Below are 15,835 nucleotides of genomic sequence, written 5' to 3'. Positions count from 1 at the left end.
TCCTGATGACCATTTGGCGTGGCCGATCGTCTGTACATCCGATCGGAGCTGCCATTGGTCGTCGATGCGTGATATCCAACCAGCATGAAACGTCTCAAGATCCTGCGGCGGTGGTTTGCGCTCAAGTTCGGCTTTGCGCGGCTGATGTGCCTTGCGCTGCTGATCATATTTGCCGGCGTCCGCCTCTGGGATCCGCCGCCAATCCAGGAATTGCGGCTGCGCACCTTCGACATGTTCCAGCTGATCGATCCGCGCCACAAGGCGACGCGGCCGGTCGTCATCGTCGATATCGACGACAAGAGCCTCGCCAAGCTCGGCCAGTGGCCGTGGCCACGTACGCGGATCGCGGACCTGATCCTCAACCTCACCAATAACGGCGCGGTCGCGATCGGCTTCGACGTGGTGTTTTCGGAAGCCGACCGGCTCAACCCGGATCTGGTCGCGAGCCAGATGCGCTATCTGGACGATGCCACCCGCGCCAAGCTGCGGGAGCTGCCGACCAACGATCAGATCTTCGCCGAAGCGATCAAGCGCTCGCGCGTAGTGCTGGGCGAGACCGGTCAGCGGGTGGTCCTGTCGGAGATCGACAAGACGCTGCCCTTCACCGGTGTTGCCACGGTCGGCGAGGAGGGCGCCGAACGCTTCCTGTTCGAATTCCCTGGCCTCTTGCGCAACGTGCCCGTCATCGAGAAGGTCGCCGCCGGCCGCGGCCTGTTCAGCATCAGGACCGACCGCGACGGCCTGATCCGCCGGGTGCCGATGATCATGCGCGCCCAGGGCATCATCATGCCTTCGCTCAGCCTCGAGATCCTGCGTGTCGTGACGGGCACGCCGACGCTCCTGGTCAGGACCGACAAGACCGGCATCAGGGCCATCCGAATCAAGGGCGCCGAGATTCCGACCGACAAGAACGGCCAGTTCTGGGTGCATTATGCCCGCCAGGATCCGTCGATCTACGTCTCCGCCGCCGACGTGCTCGACAACACGGTGTCGCCCGGCCAGATCGCCGGCAAGCTGGTTCTGATCGGAACCTCAGCGGTTGGCCTCAACGACATCAAGACCACGCCGGTGTCGTCGAACATGCCGGGTGTCGAGGTCCATGCCCAGGTGCTCGAAAGTGTGCTGAGCGGCGCGGTCATTTCCCAGCCGAACTATGCGCTCGGCGTCGAGCTGCTCGCCGCGCTGATCATCGGCCTGCTCGTCATCATCTTCACGCCGAACCTCGGGCCCGTCCGCCTGGTGCTTGCGGGTGCGATGTTCGCCGCCATCCTGATCGGCGTATCCTGGTTCTTCTATTCGCAATACCGCTACCTCATCGACTTCACCTATCCGCTGCTCTCGACCACCGCGATCTACCTGACGCTGATCTTTGCGAGCTTCGTGCGCGAGCAGCGCCAGCGCGTGCAGATCCGCGGCATGTTCGCGCAATACATGTCGCCCGTGCTGGTCGAGCAGCTTGCGCAATCGCCGGAAAAGCTCGTGCTCGGCGGCGAGGAGCGCGAGATGACGATCATGTTCTCTGACGTGCGCGGCTTCACCACGATCTCCGAGAGCTACAAGCACGATCCGCAAGGGCTCATCGCGCTGATGAACCGCTTCCTGACGCCGCTGACCGACGTCATCATCGAGCGGAAAGGCTATATCGACAAATACATGGGCGACGCCATCATGGCGTTCTGGAACGCGCCGCTCGACGATGCCGAGCACGAAGTCAACGCCTGCGAGGCCGCGATCCGGATGCTCGAGCAGATCGACGCGGTCAACAAGGAGCGCGAGCAGGAAGCCGTCGACGGCGGCCACGTCTACATCCCGCTCAATGTCGGCATCGGCCTCAACACCGGCATCGGCGTGGTCGGCAACATGGGCTCCGACCTGAAGAAGAACTATTCGGTGCTCGGCGACAGCGTGAACCTCGCCTCGCGCCTCGAAGGCCAGTCGAAGGAGTACGGTTTCCCGATCATCGTCGGCTCCAGGACTGCGCTCGCCGCCAAGGAGAAGTTCGCAATCCTCGAGCTCGACTTCATCATGGTCAAGGGCAAGACCGAACCGGAAGTGATCTACGCCATTGCCGGCCGGGAGGACGTGATGAATTCCGGCGCCTTCCAGCGCCTGCGCAACGTCACCATCGAGATGCTCGGCTGCTACCGCCGCCGCGACTGGCAGGGCGCGCTCGACGCCATCGAGCGTGGTCGTCGAAGCGAAGACGCCGATACGCTGGAAAAGCTGTTCAAGCTCTACGAAGCCCGCATCAAGGTTTTCCAGACCAATCCACCGCCGGAGGGATGGTCCGGCGCGTATGCGCTGCTGACGAAGTAGGGGGCGCGGGCGAAGGGGCGTCGCTGGCGCTACACTAAAGTTGTCGTCCCCGCGAACGCGGGGACCCATAACCACAGGGAGCGGTTATGGGGCGAGATTGGCAACCACGAGTCTTCGTAAAACTCCTCCCTGGGGCTATTGATCCCGGGCTCGCGACTACGTCGCGCCTCGGGACGACAGCGGTGTTTAACGCTCTGGTGTGCGTCTCCTCTTTGTCGCCCTCATCAACTCTCGTAGGGTGGGCAAAGGCGCGGCAGCGCCGTGCCCACCATGGCTCTCACCGCAGAGGTGGTGGGCACGCTTCGCTTTGCCCACCCTACGACTGCTGACGAAGTAGCAATGAAAGTGTGTGGCTCGAACGGGCGCCACACATTTGCTGTCGTCCCCGCGCACGCGGGGACGCATAACCCCAGGGAGAAGTTGTGGTGCGAGAGTGGCAACTCCGAGTCTTCGCCAAACTACTCCCTGCGGTTATGGGTCCTCAGATGCGCAATTGCGCATCATAGCTCACGCTTCGCGCGCCCCGGGACGACGGCCGTGTTTGATGGCGCGGTCTGCGCCGCCCCCTTTCACTCCACGCCGATCGTCGTCAGGTCCTGGAACCAGTGCTGCGCCTGAACGAACTGCTTGATCTTCGGCGACAGCGCATGCGGGTTGGTGTCGTGGACGACCCAGACCAGCACGGCGTCGTCGACGATCAGTGCATGCGCCTGCGCGATCAGATCGTCCTGCTTGGCGGTGTCGAATGTCTGCTTGGCCTCGTTGATCAGCGCGTCAACTTTCGGGTTCTTGTAGCCGCCCCAGTTGACACCGACCGGCGCGATCTGGTCGGAGGCGAAGAAGCGGACGATGGCGTAGAGCGGATCGGAGGTGACATAGGCGATGTTGTTGGCGGTGATACCGGCGTTCATGTCGTCGGCCGCGCCCTTGCGCCAGTGCGTATATAGTGTCTCGAGCTCGACCACCCTGAAGTCGATGTCGATGCCGATCTCCTTGAAGCTCTCCTGCAGGAATTCGTTCATCGGCAGCGACAGCATCTGGCCGGTACCGCCTTGCGCGATGATGAAGGTGGTCTTCAGCGGCTTCGCCTTGGAGTAGCCGGCCTCCTCGACCAGCTTCCTGGCAGCAGTGAGATCATACTTGATGTCGAATGTCGGCTTGCCGAACCACGGGCTCGACGGGTCGACCTGGCCCTTGGCCGGTTTCGCCAGCCCGTTCATCAGGCCGACCACCGCCTCGCGATCGATCGCGAGGTTCAGCGCCTTGCGCAGGCGGATGTCGGTCCAGGGCGAGCCCGGCAGCACGCTGAGGTGATAATTCCAGACATGCGGCGTGATGTTGTCGACGATCTTCATGCCGGCCGCCTTGAGCTGCGGCACGGCATCGGGCGCCGGGGTCTCGATCAGGTCGACCTGGCCGGCCAGCAGCGCGTTGGTGCGCGTCAACGCTTCCGGCATCGGCACCAGCACGATCTTGTCGGCCTTCGGAATCCGCTTCTTGTTCCAGTAGTCCGGATTCCTGGTCAGCTCGGCGAGCTCGCGCGGTACCAGCTTGGTCAGCTTGAACGGACCGGTGCCGGAAGGCTGGCTTGCGAACTTGTCCCAGTCCTTGCCGAGCTTTTCATATTGCGCCGGGCTCGACACCAGGAACCAGAGCATCTGATAGGGAAAGAATGAGTCGACAGTCTTGGTGGTGATCTCCACGGTAAAATCGTCGATCTTGGCGTAGCTCGCGACCGAGGGCAGGCGGGTCTTCACCTGCGCGCTCTGTCGCTTGTCGAATTGCGGCGCCTTGTCGTTGAGCACCTTGTCCAGATTCCAGATCACCGCATCGGCGTTGAACTCGCTGCCGTCGTGAAACTTCACGCCCTTGCGCAGCGCGAAGCGCCATTTGGTCTTGTCGTTGTCGTCGACCTTCCAATCCGTCGCGAGCCCCGGCACCAGCTTGCCGGGCCGGTCGGCGACGTCCATCTCCCACGCAACGAGCGGATCGTAGATCGTGTAGGCCGTGAACTGGTAGGCGCCGGCGCCGCGATCGGGCTGGCCGGTCGTCAGCGGAATGTCCGCCATCGAGATGCCATAGCGCACCACCGTTTCGGCGCGCGCCGGGATTGCGGACAACGCCAGCGTAAGCACGGCGAGACAGGTCGATAGTCGGATACGCATGGCCCAATACTCCCAGGAGGAACTCAGGGCCAAACTTGCAATCTTGATGCCAGAATAGGCAGCGCGGCGCCTACGCAGGTGCACAATCACAAGGACTTGTCGTCGCAGAGGCAATCTGCAGAATAAGTTTCCCCACTGGCACAGCCATTGCATACGATTGCTTCAAAATTAATCATCGGAAGCCGGAAGAGGATTGAGGCGATGCTTATCAAGAAGACGACACGCGCGGCACTGATTGCGGCGCTGGCTCTGACGACGGCGGCCGCATGGCCGCGTGTGGCCAGCGCCGACACCGTGCTGCGCATCGGCATGACCGCTGCCGATATTCCGCGCACGCTGGGTCAGCCCGATCAGGGCTTTGAAGGCAATCGCTTCACCGGCCTCACCATGTACGACGCGCTCACCGGATGGGACCTGTCCTCCGCCGACAAGGCGAGCGTGGTGATCCCCGGCCTTGCGACCGAGTGGAAGGTCGACGATGCCGACAAGACCAAGTGGATATTCAAGCTGCGCCCCGGCGTCACCTTCCATGACGGCTCGCCGTTCAATGCGGACGCCGTGGTCTGGAACGTCGACAAGGTATTGAAGCAGGACGCGCCGCAGTTCGACGCCAGCCAGGTCGGCGTCACTGCCTCGCGCATGCCGACGCTGGCCTCCGCGAGGAAGATCGACGACATGACCGTCGAGCTCACGACCAAGGAGCCCGACAGCTTCCTGCCGATCAACCTCACCAATCTCTTCATGGCGAGCCCGGCGAAGTGGCAGGCCTTCTACGACAAGGCGGAAGGCACCGACGCCAAGGCGAAGTCGCAGGCCGCCTGGACTGCGTTCGCCAAGGACGCTTCCGGCACCGGCCCGTGGAAAATGTCGAGCTTCACCCCGCGCGAGCGGCTCGAGCTCGTCAAGAACGCAGCCTATTGGGACAAGGCGCGCGTGCCCAAGGTCGACAAGATGGTGCTGTTGCCGATGCCGGAGGCGAATGCGCGCACCGCCGCGCTGCTCTCCGGACAGGTCGATTGGGTCGAGGCGCCGGCGCCGGATGCGCTGCCCGAGCTCAAGCAGCGTGGCTTCAAGCTCTACGCCAACGAGCAGCCGCATGTCTGGCCGTGGCAGTTCTCGCGCATCGAAGGCTCGCCCTGGAACGACATCCGCGTGCGCAAGGCCGCCAACCTCTGCGTCGATCGCGAAGGCCTCAAGGACGGCCTGCTCGCAGGCCTGATGGTGCCCGCAACCGGCACCTTCGAGCCCGGCCATCCCTGGCGGGGCAAGCCGACCTTCGAAATCAAATACGACAAGGCTGCTGCCCAGAAGCTGATGCAGGAGGCAGGTTTTGGTCCGAACAAGAAGCTGACGGTGAAGATCCAGACCTCGGCCTCCGGCTCGGGCCAGATGCAGCCGCTGCCGATGAACGAGTATCTGCAGCAGGCGCTCGCCGAGTGCTACTTCGATGTGCAGCTCGACGTCATCGAATGGAACACGCTGTTCACCAACTGGCGCCGCGGCGCCAAGGACCCCAGCGCCAACGGCTCGAATGCGACCAACGTCACCTATGCGGCGATGGACCCGTTCTTCGCGCTGGTGCGCTTCCTGCAGTCGGGCATGGCGCCGCCGGTCTCGAACAATTGGGGCTTCATCAACAATCCCAAGTTCGACGAGCTCGTGAAGAAGGCGCGGCAGACCTTCGAACCCGCCGCGCGTGACGCCGCGCTCGCCGAGCTGCATGCGGCTTCTGTCGACGACGCAGCCTTCCTCTACGTCGCCCACGACGTCGGCCCTCGCGCCATCAGCCCGAAGGTGACAGGCGTCGTGCAGCCGAAGAGCTGGTTCATCGACTTCTCGCTGGTGTCGATGACGCCGTAAGGTGAGCACGCTGGTAGGGCTCCCCTCCCCCTTGCGGGGAGGGGTTGGGGAAGGGGGTTCACACGGGCGGTCCCTGCGTGGCCACCCCTCTCCCTAACCCTCCCCCGCAAGGGGGGAGGGAACCCTCGCATCTCGTGTCCCTTACTGAAGCCCGCGCACCCAATCGTGCGACATCACGTTAGGTAAGTCAGTGCTCGCCTATATCGCCAGACGCATCGTCTATGTCATCCCGATCGTCATCAGCGTAGCGCTGGTGTGCTTTCTGCTCGTGCACATCACGCCGGGCGATCCGCTGGTTGCGGTGCTGCCGGCCGATGCCTCGCAGGAGCTTGCCGCGCAGCTCCGCGCCGCTTACGGCTTCGACCGACCGCTGCCGGTGCAGTTCGGCCTCTGGCTGATGCGCGCGCTGCACGGCGATCTCGGCAATTCCATCGCGACGGGACGTCCCGTGCTCGCCGAGGTCATGCGCGCGGTCGGCAACACCGTCACGCTTGCGATTGCCGCTGCGATCATCGGCTTCACCATGGGCATCCTGCTCGGCCTGATCGCCGGTTATTTCCGCGAGACCTGGATCGACAAGGTCGCGACCTCCTTTGCCATCGCCGGCGTCTCAGTGCCGCATTACTGGCTCGGCATGGTGCTCGTCATCATCTTCTCGGTCCAGTTGAGCTGGCTGCCCGCGGTGGGCGCCGGACCCAACGGCTCCAACTCCTGGGCCTGGGATTGGGCGCACCTGAAATATCTCGTGCTGCCGGCGATCACGACCTCGGTGATCCCGATGGGCATCGTCACCCGCACCGTGCGCGCGCTCACCGGCGACATTCTTTCGCAGGACTTTGTCGAGGCGCTGCGTGCCAAAGGCCTGCACGAGCGGGGCGTCTTCCGTCACGTCATCAAGAACGCCGCGCCCACCGCACTCGCGGTGATGGGCCTCCAGCTCGGTTACATGCTCGGCGGCTCGATCCTGATCGAGACCGTGTTCTCCTGGCCGGGCTCGGGCTTCTTGCTCAATTCGGCGATCTTCCAGCGCGACCTGCCGTTGTTGCAGGGCACGATCCTGATCCTGGCGCTGTTCTTCGTCTTCCTCAATCTGCTGGTCGACATCGCGCAGGCCGCGATCGATCCGCGCATCAAGCGGGGCTAGCTGATGAGCGAGTTTCCGCTATCTGCGACCAGCGATGCCGCGCTCCAGGCCGCGCCCGCGAGCAAGGCACGCGGCTATTGGGCGACCGTCGGCCGCCGCATCACGCGCGACAAGGTCAGCATGGCCTGTGCGCTGGTGCTGCTCTTGATCTTCCTGTCCGCGATTCTGGCGCCCTGGCTGGGTCTGGAGGATCCCTACAAGGGTTCGATGATCCGTCGCCTGCGCCATATCGGCACGGTTGGCTACCCGCTTGGTACTGACGAGCTTGGCCGCGACATGCTGGCGCGGCTGGTCTATGGCGGCCGGCTGTCGCTGGTCATCGGCATCCTGCCCGTGATCCTCGCGTTCTGCATCGGCACCTCGCTCGGCATCATTGCCGGCTATGTTGGCGGCAAGCTCAACACCGCGATCATGCGCACGGTCGACGTGTTCTACGCCTTCCCCTCCGTGCTGCTGGCGATCGCGATCTCCGGCGCGCTCGGGGCCGGCATCCTCAATTCCATCGTGGCGCTCACGATCGTGTTCGTGCCGCAGATCACCCGCGTTGCCGAAAGCGTCACCACCGGCGTGCGCAACATGGATTTCGTCGAGGCCGCGCGTGCCTCCGGCGCAGGGCCCTTCACCATCATGCGCGTACATATCCTCGGCAACGTGCTGGGCGCGATCTTCGTCTATGCCACCAGCCTGATCTCGGTCTCGATGATCCTGGCGGCAGGCCTCTCCTTCCTCGGCCTCGGCACCAAGCCGCCGGAGCCGGAATGGGGCCTGATGCTGAACACCTTGCGCACAGCGATCTACGTCAATCCCTGGGTCGCCGCATTGCCCGGCGCGATGATCTTCGCCGTCTCGATTTGCTTCAACCTGCTCTCGGACGGCCTGCGCAGCGCCATGGACATCAGGAATTAGGCCATGAGCGAGAGCAATACGTCTGTTGAAATGCTGGAGCCGGTCGAGGACCGCGGTGGCGTTGCGCAGCCGCTGCTTCAGGTCAATGGGCTGACCAAGCATTTCCCGGTTCGCGGTGGGCTGTTCGCGGCAAAGCGCACCGTGCGCGCGGTGGACAACGTCTCCTTCTCCGTCGCCAAGGGCGAGACCGTCGGCATCGTCGGCGAGTCCGGATGCGGCAAGTCCACCACCGCGCGCCTCTTGATGCATCTGATGCCGCGCGATACCGGCGACATCATCTATGACGGCATGACCGTGGGACAGTCGTTGAGCTTGCGCGAGTTGCGCCGCGGCATGCAGATGGTGTTCCAGGACTCCTACGCCTCGCTCAATCCGCGCCTGACGATCGAGGAATCGATCGCGTTCGGCCCCAAGGTCCACGGCATGGCCGATGGCGCGGCACGCGCATTGGCCCGCGAGCTGCTCGGCAAGGTCGGCCTGCGCCCCGAAAACTTCGCCAACCGCTATCCGCACGAGATCTCCGGCGGGCAGCGCCAGCGCGTCAACATCGCGCGGGCCCTGGCGCTGTCGCCGCGGCTGGTGATCCTGGACGAAGCCGTCTCTGCGCTCGACAAATCCGTCGAGGCGCAGGTGCTCAATCTGCTTGCCGATCTCAAGCGCGAGTTCGGCCTGACCTATCTCTTCATCAGTCACGATCTCAACGTCGTGCGCTACATCAGCGATCGCGTGCTGGTGATGTATCTCGGCGAGGTCGTCGAGCTCGGTCCGGTCGACCAGGTCTGGGACCAGCCTGCGCATCCCTATACGCGCGCACTTCTTGCTGCGATGCCGTCCTCCGATCCGGATCGTCGCACCGAGAAGCCGCCGATCACGGGCGATCCGCCCAATCCGATCGACCCGCCCTCGGGCTGCCGCTTCCACACCCGTTGCCCGTTTGCGGAGCCGCTCTGCGCAAATGCGACACCAAAGCTGACCGCGCTCGATAAGATGGGCCACGAGGCCGCGTGCTACATGGCTATACCGGGTTCAGGCCATAGCCGCGCGCCCAGAGAGGAAACCGCATGACGAGACTGACACCAAAAGAGATCAAGCCAATGGCGCAAGTCGCCGGCGTCCCCGTGGATGACGAGATCGCAACGCGCATCTCCAATTCCATCGGACCGGCCTTCGAAGGCTTTGCGGCCATCGCCGGCACGCTGCCGTTCGATCTCGAGCCCGCGCTCTATCCGATTGCGCAGACGCAGAAGGTGTCGAAATGAGCACCGAGCCTGCACTGATGACGCTCACCGAGGTCGCGCGTGCGATCGCGATGAAGCAGGTGTCCTCGCATGAGGTGACGCGCGCGCTGCTGCACCGCATCGCGCAGTGGCAGCCGCATCTCAACGCCTTCATGTCGATTGAATCAGAGGCTGCGTTGAAGGCCGCTGAGGCCGCCGACGCCGAGCTCGCCAAGGGCGAGGTGCGTGGCCCGCTCCACGGCGTGCCGCTCGCGCACAAGGACATGTATTACGACGCCGGCAAGGTCACGACTTGCGGCTCCCTGATCCGCCGCGATTTCGTCCCGACCGTGACGTCCACCGCCCTGCAGCGGCTCAAGGACGCCGGCCAGGTCCGTCTCGGCACGCTTCATCTCGCCGAATTCGCCTATGGACCTACCGGGCACAACGCCCATTACGGCCCTGTGCGCAATCCCTGGAATGTCGCGCACATCACCGGCGGCTCGTCGTCGGGCTCCGGCTCGTCGGTCGCCGCGCGCCTGACCTATGCGGCGCTCGGCTCGGACACCGGCGGCTCGATCCGCATGCCCGCGCATTTCTGCGGCGTCACGGGGCTCAAGACCACCGTTGGCCGAGTCAGCCGCGCCGGCGCGATGCCGTTGTCGCAATCGCTCGACACGGTAGGCCCGCTCGCGCGCACCGCCGAGGACTGCGCGCTGCTGCTGGCGCTGATGGCCGGCGCCGACCCCGAGGATCCTACCTGCAGCCATGAGTCGCTGTCGGACTATGTTGCCGCGACCAAGGGTTCGCTGAAGGGCCTCAAGATCGGCGTGCCCGCGTCCTTCTATGTCGACGATCTCGACAGCGCGGTCGCGCGGGTGCTGGACGAGACCATCGCTGTGCTCAAGCGCGAGGGCGCCGACATCGTCAAGGTCGAGCTGCCCGATCAGCGGCAATTGTCCTCGGCAAGCCAGCTCGTGCTCGCGGCCGAAGCTGCCGCCTTCCACAAGCGCTGGATGATCGAGCGTCCGCAGGATTACGGCCCGCAGGTCCTGATGCGGCTTCAGAATGGTCTTGCCGTTCCCGCCATCACCTATCTCGAGGCGATGCGCTGGCGCGGCCCGGCGCTCGCCGCGCATAATGCCGCCACTGCCGGCGTCGACGCGATTATTGCACCGGCCTCTCCGGTGCCGGCGCCAACGATCGAGGAGAGCGACGTCGGCGGCGGAGCGAACGCGCCGGCGCTGCTGCAGCGGCTGACGCTGTTCACCCGTCCGGTGAACTTCCTCGGCCTGCCGTCGCTCACCGTGCCATCCGGCTTCACCAGGAGCGGCTTGCCGATCGGCATGCAGCTCATCGGCCGCTCCTTCGATGAAGCAACCTTGCTGACCATCGGCGCCGCATTCCAGCGCGTGACCGATTACCACGAACGGGTACCCAAACTGCCGTCATGACAAAGCTCGTCGAGATCTCAGGCCTCAACATCCGCTTCACCGGAGAGCGCACGGTCTTTGCCGTGAACGATCTCAATCTCTCGCTCGGTAACAGTGAGGTGCTGGGCCTGCTCGGCGAGTCCGGTTCGGGCAAGAGCGTGACACTGCGTGCGCTGATGCGGCTATTGCCGCGCAAGCGCACGCAGATCGCGGGCAAGGTCAATGTCATGGGGCGCGACGTGCTCGCCATGAACGATGAGGAGCTGTCGTCATTCCGCGGCCAGACCGTCTCGATGATTTTCCAGGAACCCGCGCTCGCGCTTGATCCGGTCTACACCATCGGCGCGCAGATCGCCGAAAGCGTCGTGCGCCACGAAGGCAAGAGCTTTGCGGAGGGCAGGGCGCGTGCGCTGGAGATGCTGGAGGTCGTGCGCATCCCGTCCGCCAAGCGGCGGCTGGACGCCTATCCACACGAAATGTCCGGCGGCATGCGCCAGCGCGCGATGATCGCGCTCGCGCTCGCCTGCCGGCCGAAGATCCTGCTGGCGGACGAGCCGACCACCGCGCTCGATGCCACCGTGCAGATCCAGATCCTCCTGCTGCTGCGTGAGCTGCAACGCGAGTTCGGCATGTCCGTCATCTTCGTCACCCACGACATCGGCGTCGCCGTCGAGATCTGCGACCGCGTCGCGGTGATGTATGCCGGGCAGATCGTGGAGCAGGGGAGCCTGCGCGACATCGTCCGCAGCCCGGTGCACCCCTATGCCAAGGGCCTGCTCGCTTCGACGATCCTTGGCGCCAAGCGCGGCGCGCGGCTGGAAACCATCCCCGGCACCCCGCCGTCGCTGGCCGAGAAGCCGCACAACTGCTCCTTCGCCCCCCGTTGCGCCCTCGCCCAGCCCCGCTGCCTGGAGCAACTGCCCGCGAACGTGGAGGTCGGGCCGGGCCGGGCGGCGCGGTGTGTTCTGGCGGAGCCGGTCACAGCCGCGTCGTAGCAACGAACCCGGCCGCTTCGTCGCGAGCTCGTTGCCGACCTGACCCTGTCGCCGCTGTGAGTCGAAGTGTAGCCACGCGCACACCTGCGCTCCCTCCCCCCTTGCGGGGGAGGGTAGGGGAGAGGGGTAGCCGCAAGCGCGGTCTGAGTTCGTGGCCACCCCCTCCCTGCCCCTCCCCCGCAAGGGGGGAGGGAATGAGCGAGCCGTGCGTCCCTCACGTTGAAATGCGCGCTCCCTCAAAATTCCTCTACGACAACACCGAGTTGTCACAGTTCACCGGGAGCTCGCGGTCGCCGCGCTTCTACTTTGCATGGGGTTGTTTTCGACATTTTTGTCCCAATAGGCGGCCAGCTCCAGCAGCCCCTCAGTCCATTCGGCCGGAACTTTCCACCTTTCCCTGGGCTGGGGAGAGACGCCGACGTCTGCTATAAAAAGCCGCAAAGACTGTGGAATACCGGACTTGCACGCGGGGCTGTGAGGGGTTGATGTGGCCCATCGGGTCTTGGATTAATTCGACTGCGTTGGACGCAGGGAGAACACGATGTTAATCCGGATCGAGTACCTCTGAACGGCCTATGAATTCCGGGGTTTTTCCCCCATCCGAAAGAGATCAGACTGATGGCAGCCGTACCTGGCGTCCGCCGTTCAGAACTCGGTGACGCCTTACGCGCTTGTCGCACGGCGTTCGTCGGCGTCGGCTTGATGAGCTGCATGGTCAACCTGCTCTATCTGACCGGGTCGATCTTCATGCTGGAGGTCTATGACCGGGTGCTGCCGAGCCGCAGCATTCCGACCCTGGTGGGCCTCATCATCCTCGCCAGCTTCCTCTACGCGGCGCAGGGCGTGCTCGACATGATCCGCAACCGGATCCTGGGGCGAGTCGGCACCGCGCTCGATGATGCGCTCAACAAGCGCGTGTTCGACACCATCGTGCGGCTGCCGCTCCTGGTCGGCAGCCGCAACGAGGGCCTCCAGCCGCTGCGCGACCTCGACAATGTCCGCTCCTTCCTCGGCGGCATGGGCCCGAGCGCGTTCTTCGACCTGCCCTGGCTGCCGCTCTATCTCGCCATCTGCTTCGCCTTCCACGTCCTGATCGGCGTCACCGCACTGGTCGGTGCCATCATCCTGGTCGGGTTGACGTTGGTCACCGAATTTCTGTCCCGCCAGCCGGCGCGCGAGGCGATGGGGCTTGCCGCCCAGCGCAACGACCTCGCCTCCGCCAGCCGCCGCAATGCCGAAGTCATGGTGTCGATGGGCATGGCCGGCCGGATGAACCAGCGCTGGAGCGAGGCCAACGAAAAATATCTCGCCGGCAATCAGCGTGCGAGCGACGTCGCCGGCGGTCTCGGTGCGGTCGCAAAAGTGCTGCGCATGATGCTGCAATCGGCCGTGCTCGCGGTTGGCGCCTACCTCGTCATCCACCAGGAGGCGACCGCCGGCATCATCATCGCCGGCTCGATCCTCTCCGCCCGCGCGCTGGCGCCGGTCGATCTTGCGATCGCGCACTGGAAATCCTTTGTCGCGGCACGCCAGAGCTGGCAGCGCCTCACCCGCCTGCTGGCGCAGATGCCCGCGCAGACGATGCCGACCCAGCTGCAGGCGCCGACCAGCCGGCTCTCGGTCGAAGGCGTCTCCATGGTGCCGCCGGGCGACCAGCGCCTCATCGTGCAGGACGTCACCTTCGCGCTCGCGGCCGGCAACGGTCTTGGCGTGATCGGGCCGAGCGGCTCCGGCAAGTCATCGCTGATCCGCGCGCTGGTCGGCGTCTGGCAGCCGGTGCGCGGCAAGGTGCGGCTCGACGGCGCGGCGCTCGACCAATGGTCGTCCGACGTGCTCGGCCGCCATATCGGCTATCTGCCGCAGGACGTCGAATTGTTCGGTGGCACCATCGCGCAGAACATCAGCCGCTTCGATCCCGAGGCGACGTCCGATGGCATCATCGCTGCGGCGAAGGAAGCCGGCGTGCACGAGATGATCATCAAGATGCGCGAGGGCTACAACACGCAGGTCGGCGAGCAGGGCACCGCGCTCTCCGCAGGGCAAGCGCAGCGTGTGGCGCTGGCGCGGGCGCTCTACGGCAATCCGTTCCTGATCGTGCTCGACGAGCCCAACTCCAATCTCGACACCGAAGGCGACGAGGCGCTGACCCGCGCGATCCGCAGCGCCCGTGAGCGCGGTGCCATCGTCATCGTGGTGGCGCACCGGCCGATCGGCGTCGAGGCGGTCGACCAGATCCTGGTGCTGCGCGACGGCCGCATGCAGGCCTTTGGACCGAAGGAGCAGGTCCTCGCCCAGGTGCTCCAGCCGCGCGTGACGCCGCCGGCACCGATCAAGATCGTCAGCGAAGGCGGAGTGCCCAAACCATGAGCACGATGTCGATCGGCGGCGTGAAGCCCGCCGCGAAGAGGACCGTGCGAGAGTCGATCAAGTTCCACCTGATCCTCGGCCTTGGGATTATGCTGGTCCTGGTCGTCGGTCTCGGCGGCTGGGCGTCGACCGTGCTGATCTCGGGCGCGCTGATCGCGCCGGGCCAGATCGTGGTCGAATCCAACGTCAAGAAGGTGCAGCATCCGACCGGCGGCGTGGTCGGCGAGCTGCGTGCCCGCGACGGCGACGTGGTCAAGGCCGGCGACATCGTGGTGCGGCTCGACGACACCGTCACCAGGGCGAACCTCGCCATCGTCACCAAGAATCTCGACGCCGCGCAGGCGCGCGCGGCGCGGCTTCAGGCCGAGCAGCGCGGTCTCGACAAGCTCGAGTTCCCGCAATCGCTGGTCGATCGCAGCAGCGATCCCGACGTCAAGGCGCTGCTCTCTGCCGAAGCCAAGCTGTTCGACGTCCGCGTCAACGGCCGTGCCGGCCAGAAGGCGCAGCTCCGTGAGCGCGTTCAGCAGCTCAACGAGGAGATCGAGGGCCTCTCCGCGCAGGAGAAGGCCAAGGACAAGGAGATCGGCCTGGTGCAGCAGGAGCTCACCGGCGTGCGCGATCTCTACGAGAAGCACCTCGTGCAGATCTCGCGCCTGACCACGCTCGAGCGTGACAGTGCCCGCCTCAACGGCGAGCGCGCGCAATACATTGCTTCGCGGGCGCAGGCAAAGGGCAAGATCACCGAGACCGAGCTCCAGATCATCCAGGTCGACAAGGACATGGTGAGCGAAGTCTCCAAGGATCTGCGCGAGACCAACGACAAGATCGGCGAACTGATCGAGCGCAAGGTCGCCGCCGAAGACCAGCTCCGCCGCGTCGACATCCGCGCGCCGCAGGACGGCATGGTGCTGCAATCGACCGTGCACACCGTCGGCGGCGTCGTCACCGCCGGCGATACGCTGATGCTGATCGTGCCGCAGGCCGACGACCTTCAGGTCGAAGCGAAGGTCAATCCGGTCGACATCGACAAGCTCCAAATCGGCCAGAAGACGCTGCTGCGTCTGTCCGCCTTCAACCAGCGCACCACGCCCGAGCTCAACGGCGTCGTCAGCCGCGTCTCGCCCGATGTCACCACGGACCAGCGCACCGGCCAGAGCTACTACACCATCCGCGTCTCCATGCCGGCCGAAGAGGTCGCTCGCCTGGGCGACGTCAAGCTGATCCCCGGCATGCCCGTGGAAGCCTTCGTCCAGACCGGCGACCGCACCATGCTGTCCTATTTGATGAAGCCGCTGCACGACCAGTTGATGCGGGCGTTCCGGGAGAAGTGACGCGCGAAAGCGCGTCATCCAGGAGCGCGCTTAGCGCGCATCCGGGATATCGAGCCGCAGTCTCGCTTTCGTAAGGTGGGCAAAGGCGCAAGGCACTGTGC

The 15,835-nt window shown here is 64.9% G+C and carries 11 protein-coding genes; 10 read left to right on the top strand and 1 reads right to left on the bottom strand.

Annotation, left to right across the window (positions count from 1 at the left end; genetic code table 11):
• Positions 1–84 precede the first annotated feature (84 nt).
• Positions 85–2,316, top strand: coding sequence for a CHASE2 domain-containing protein (locus AC629_RS16395; protein WP_084805889.1), 2,232 nt, complete (start codon positions 85–87; stop codon positions 2,314–2,316).
• 569 nt (positions 2,317–2,885) lie between these two features.
• Here AC629_RS16395 and AC629_RS16390 read toward each other — a convergent pair.
• A complete protein-coding gene (locus AC629_RS16390; RefSeq protein ID WP_084805887.1) occupies positions 2,886–4,481 on the bottom strand; it encodes an ABC transporter substrate-binding protein in 1,596 nt (531 codons plus the stop codon).
• Between the two features lie 201 nt (positions 4,482–4,682).
• Between AC629_RS16390 and AC629_RS16385 the strand changes: the two genes are divergently transcribed.
• The 9 genes from AC629_RS16385 to AC629_RS16345 all read left to right on the top strand — a co-directional run bounded on the left by AC629_RS16385 (position 4,683) and on the right by AC629_RS16345 (position 15,734).
• Positions 4,683–6,341 (top strand): ABC transporter substrate-binding protein, encoded by a 1,659-nt coding sequence (locus AC629_RS16385; RefSeq protein WP_084805886.1) that lies wholly within the window; start codon positions 4,683–4,685, stop codon positions 6,339–6,341.
• Between the two features lie 190 nt (positions 6,342–6,531).
• The gene (locus tag AC629_RS16380) at positions 6,532–7,485 is read left to right on the top strand and encodes an ABC transporter permease (protein WP_084805884.1); all 954 of its coding nucleotides are present in this window, start codon (positions 6,532–6,534) and stop codon (positions 7,483–7,485) included.
• Positions 7,486–7,488: 3 nt separating this feature from the next.
• On the top strand, positions 7,489–8,391 hold the full coding sequence (locus AC629_RS16375) for an ABC transporter permease (protein WP_084805882.1): 903 nt from the start codon (positions 7,489–7,491) through the stop codon (positions 8,389–8,391).
• A gap of 3 nt (positions 8,392–8,394) precedes the next feature.
• Entirely contained in the window at positions 8,395–9,456 is a 1,062-nt protein-coding gene (locus AC629_RS16370) for an ABC transporter ATP-binding protein (RefSeq protein WP_084805880.1), read from the top strand.
• Positions 9,453–9,650: a hypothetical protein gene (locus AC629_RS16365; RefSeq protein ID WP_084805878.1), complete on the top strand. Its 198-nt coding sequence runs from the start codon at positions 9,453–9,455 to the stop codon at positions 9,648–9,650. The genes AC629_RS16370 and AC629_RS16365 overlap by 4 nt, the downstream gene beginning before the upstream one ends.
• Entirely contained in the window at positions 9,647–11,062 is a 1,416-nt protein-coding gene (locus AC629_RS16360) for an Asp-tRNA(Asn)/Glu-tRNA(Gln) amidotransferase GatCAB subunit A (RefSeq protein WP_084805876.1), read from the top strand. Before AC629_RS16365 ends, AC629_RS16360 begins: the two co-directional genes overlap by 4 nt.
• Positions 11,059–12,036, top strand: coding sequence for an ABC transporter ATP-binding protein (locus AC629_RS16355; RefSeq protein WP_084805874.1), 978 nt, complete (start codon positions 11,059–11,061; stop codon positions 12,034–12,036). Before AC629_RS16360 ends, AC629_RS16355 begins: the two co-directional genes overlap by 4 nt.
• Before the next feature lie 618 nt (positions 12,037–12,654).
• Positions 12,655–14,403, top strand: a complete 1,749-nt coding sequence (locus tag AC629_RS16350) for a type I secretion system permease/ATPase (protein WP_084805872.1) — start codon at positions 12,655–12,657, stop codon at positions 14,401–14,403.
• Entirely contained in the window at positions 14,400–15,734 is a 1,335-nt protein-coding gene (locus AC629_RS16345) for an HlyD family type I secretion periplasmic adaptor subunit (RefSeq protein ID WP_084805870.1), read from the top strand. The genes AC629_RS16350 and AC629_RS16345 overlap by 4 nt, the downstream gene beginning before the upstream one ends.
• Positions 15,735–15,835 lie beyond the last annotated feature (101 nt).

The sequence above is a fragment of the Bradyrhizobium sp. NAS80.1 genome (assembly GCF_001908205.1).
GTDB lineage: Bacteria > Pseudomonadota > Alphaproteobacteria > Rhizobiales > Xanthobacteraceae > Bradyrhizobium.
The sequence above is the reverse complement of the archived record's forward strand: the minus strand, read 5'-3'. Positions and strand labels throughout refer to the sequence as shown.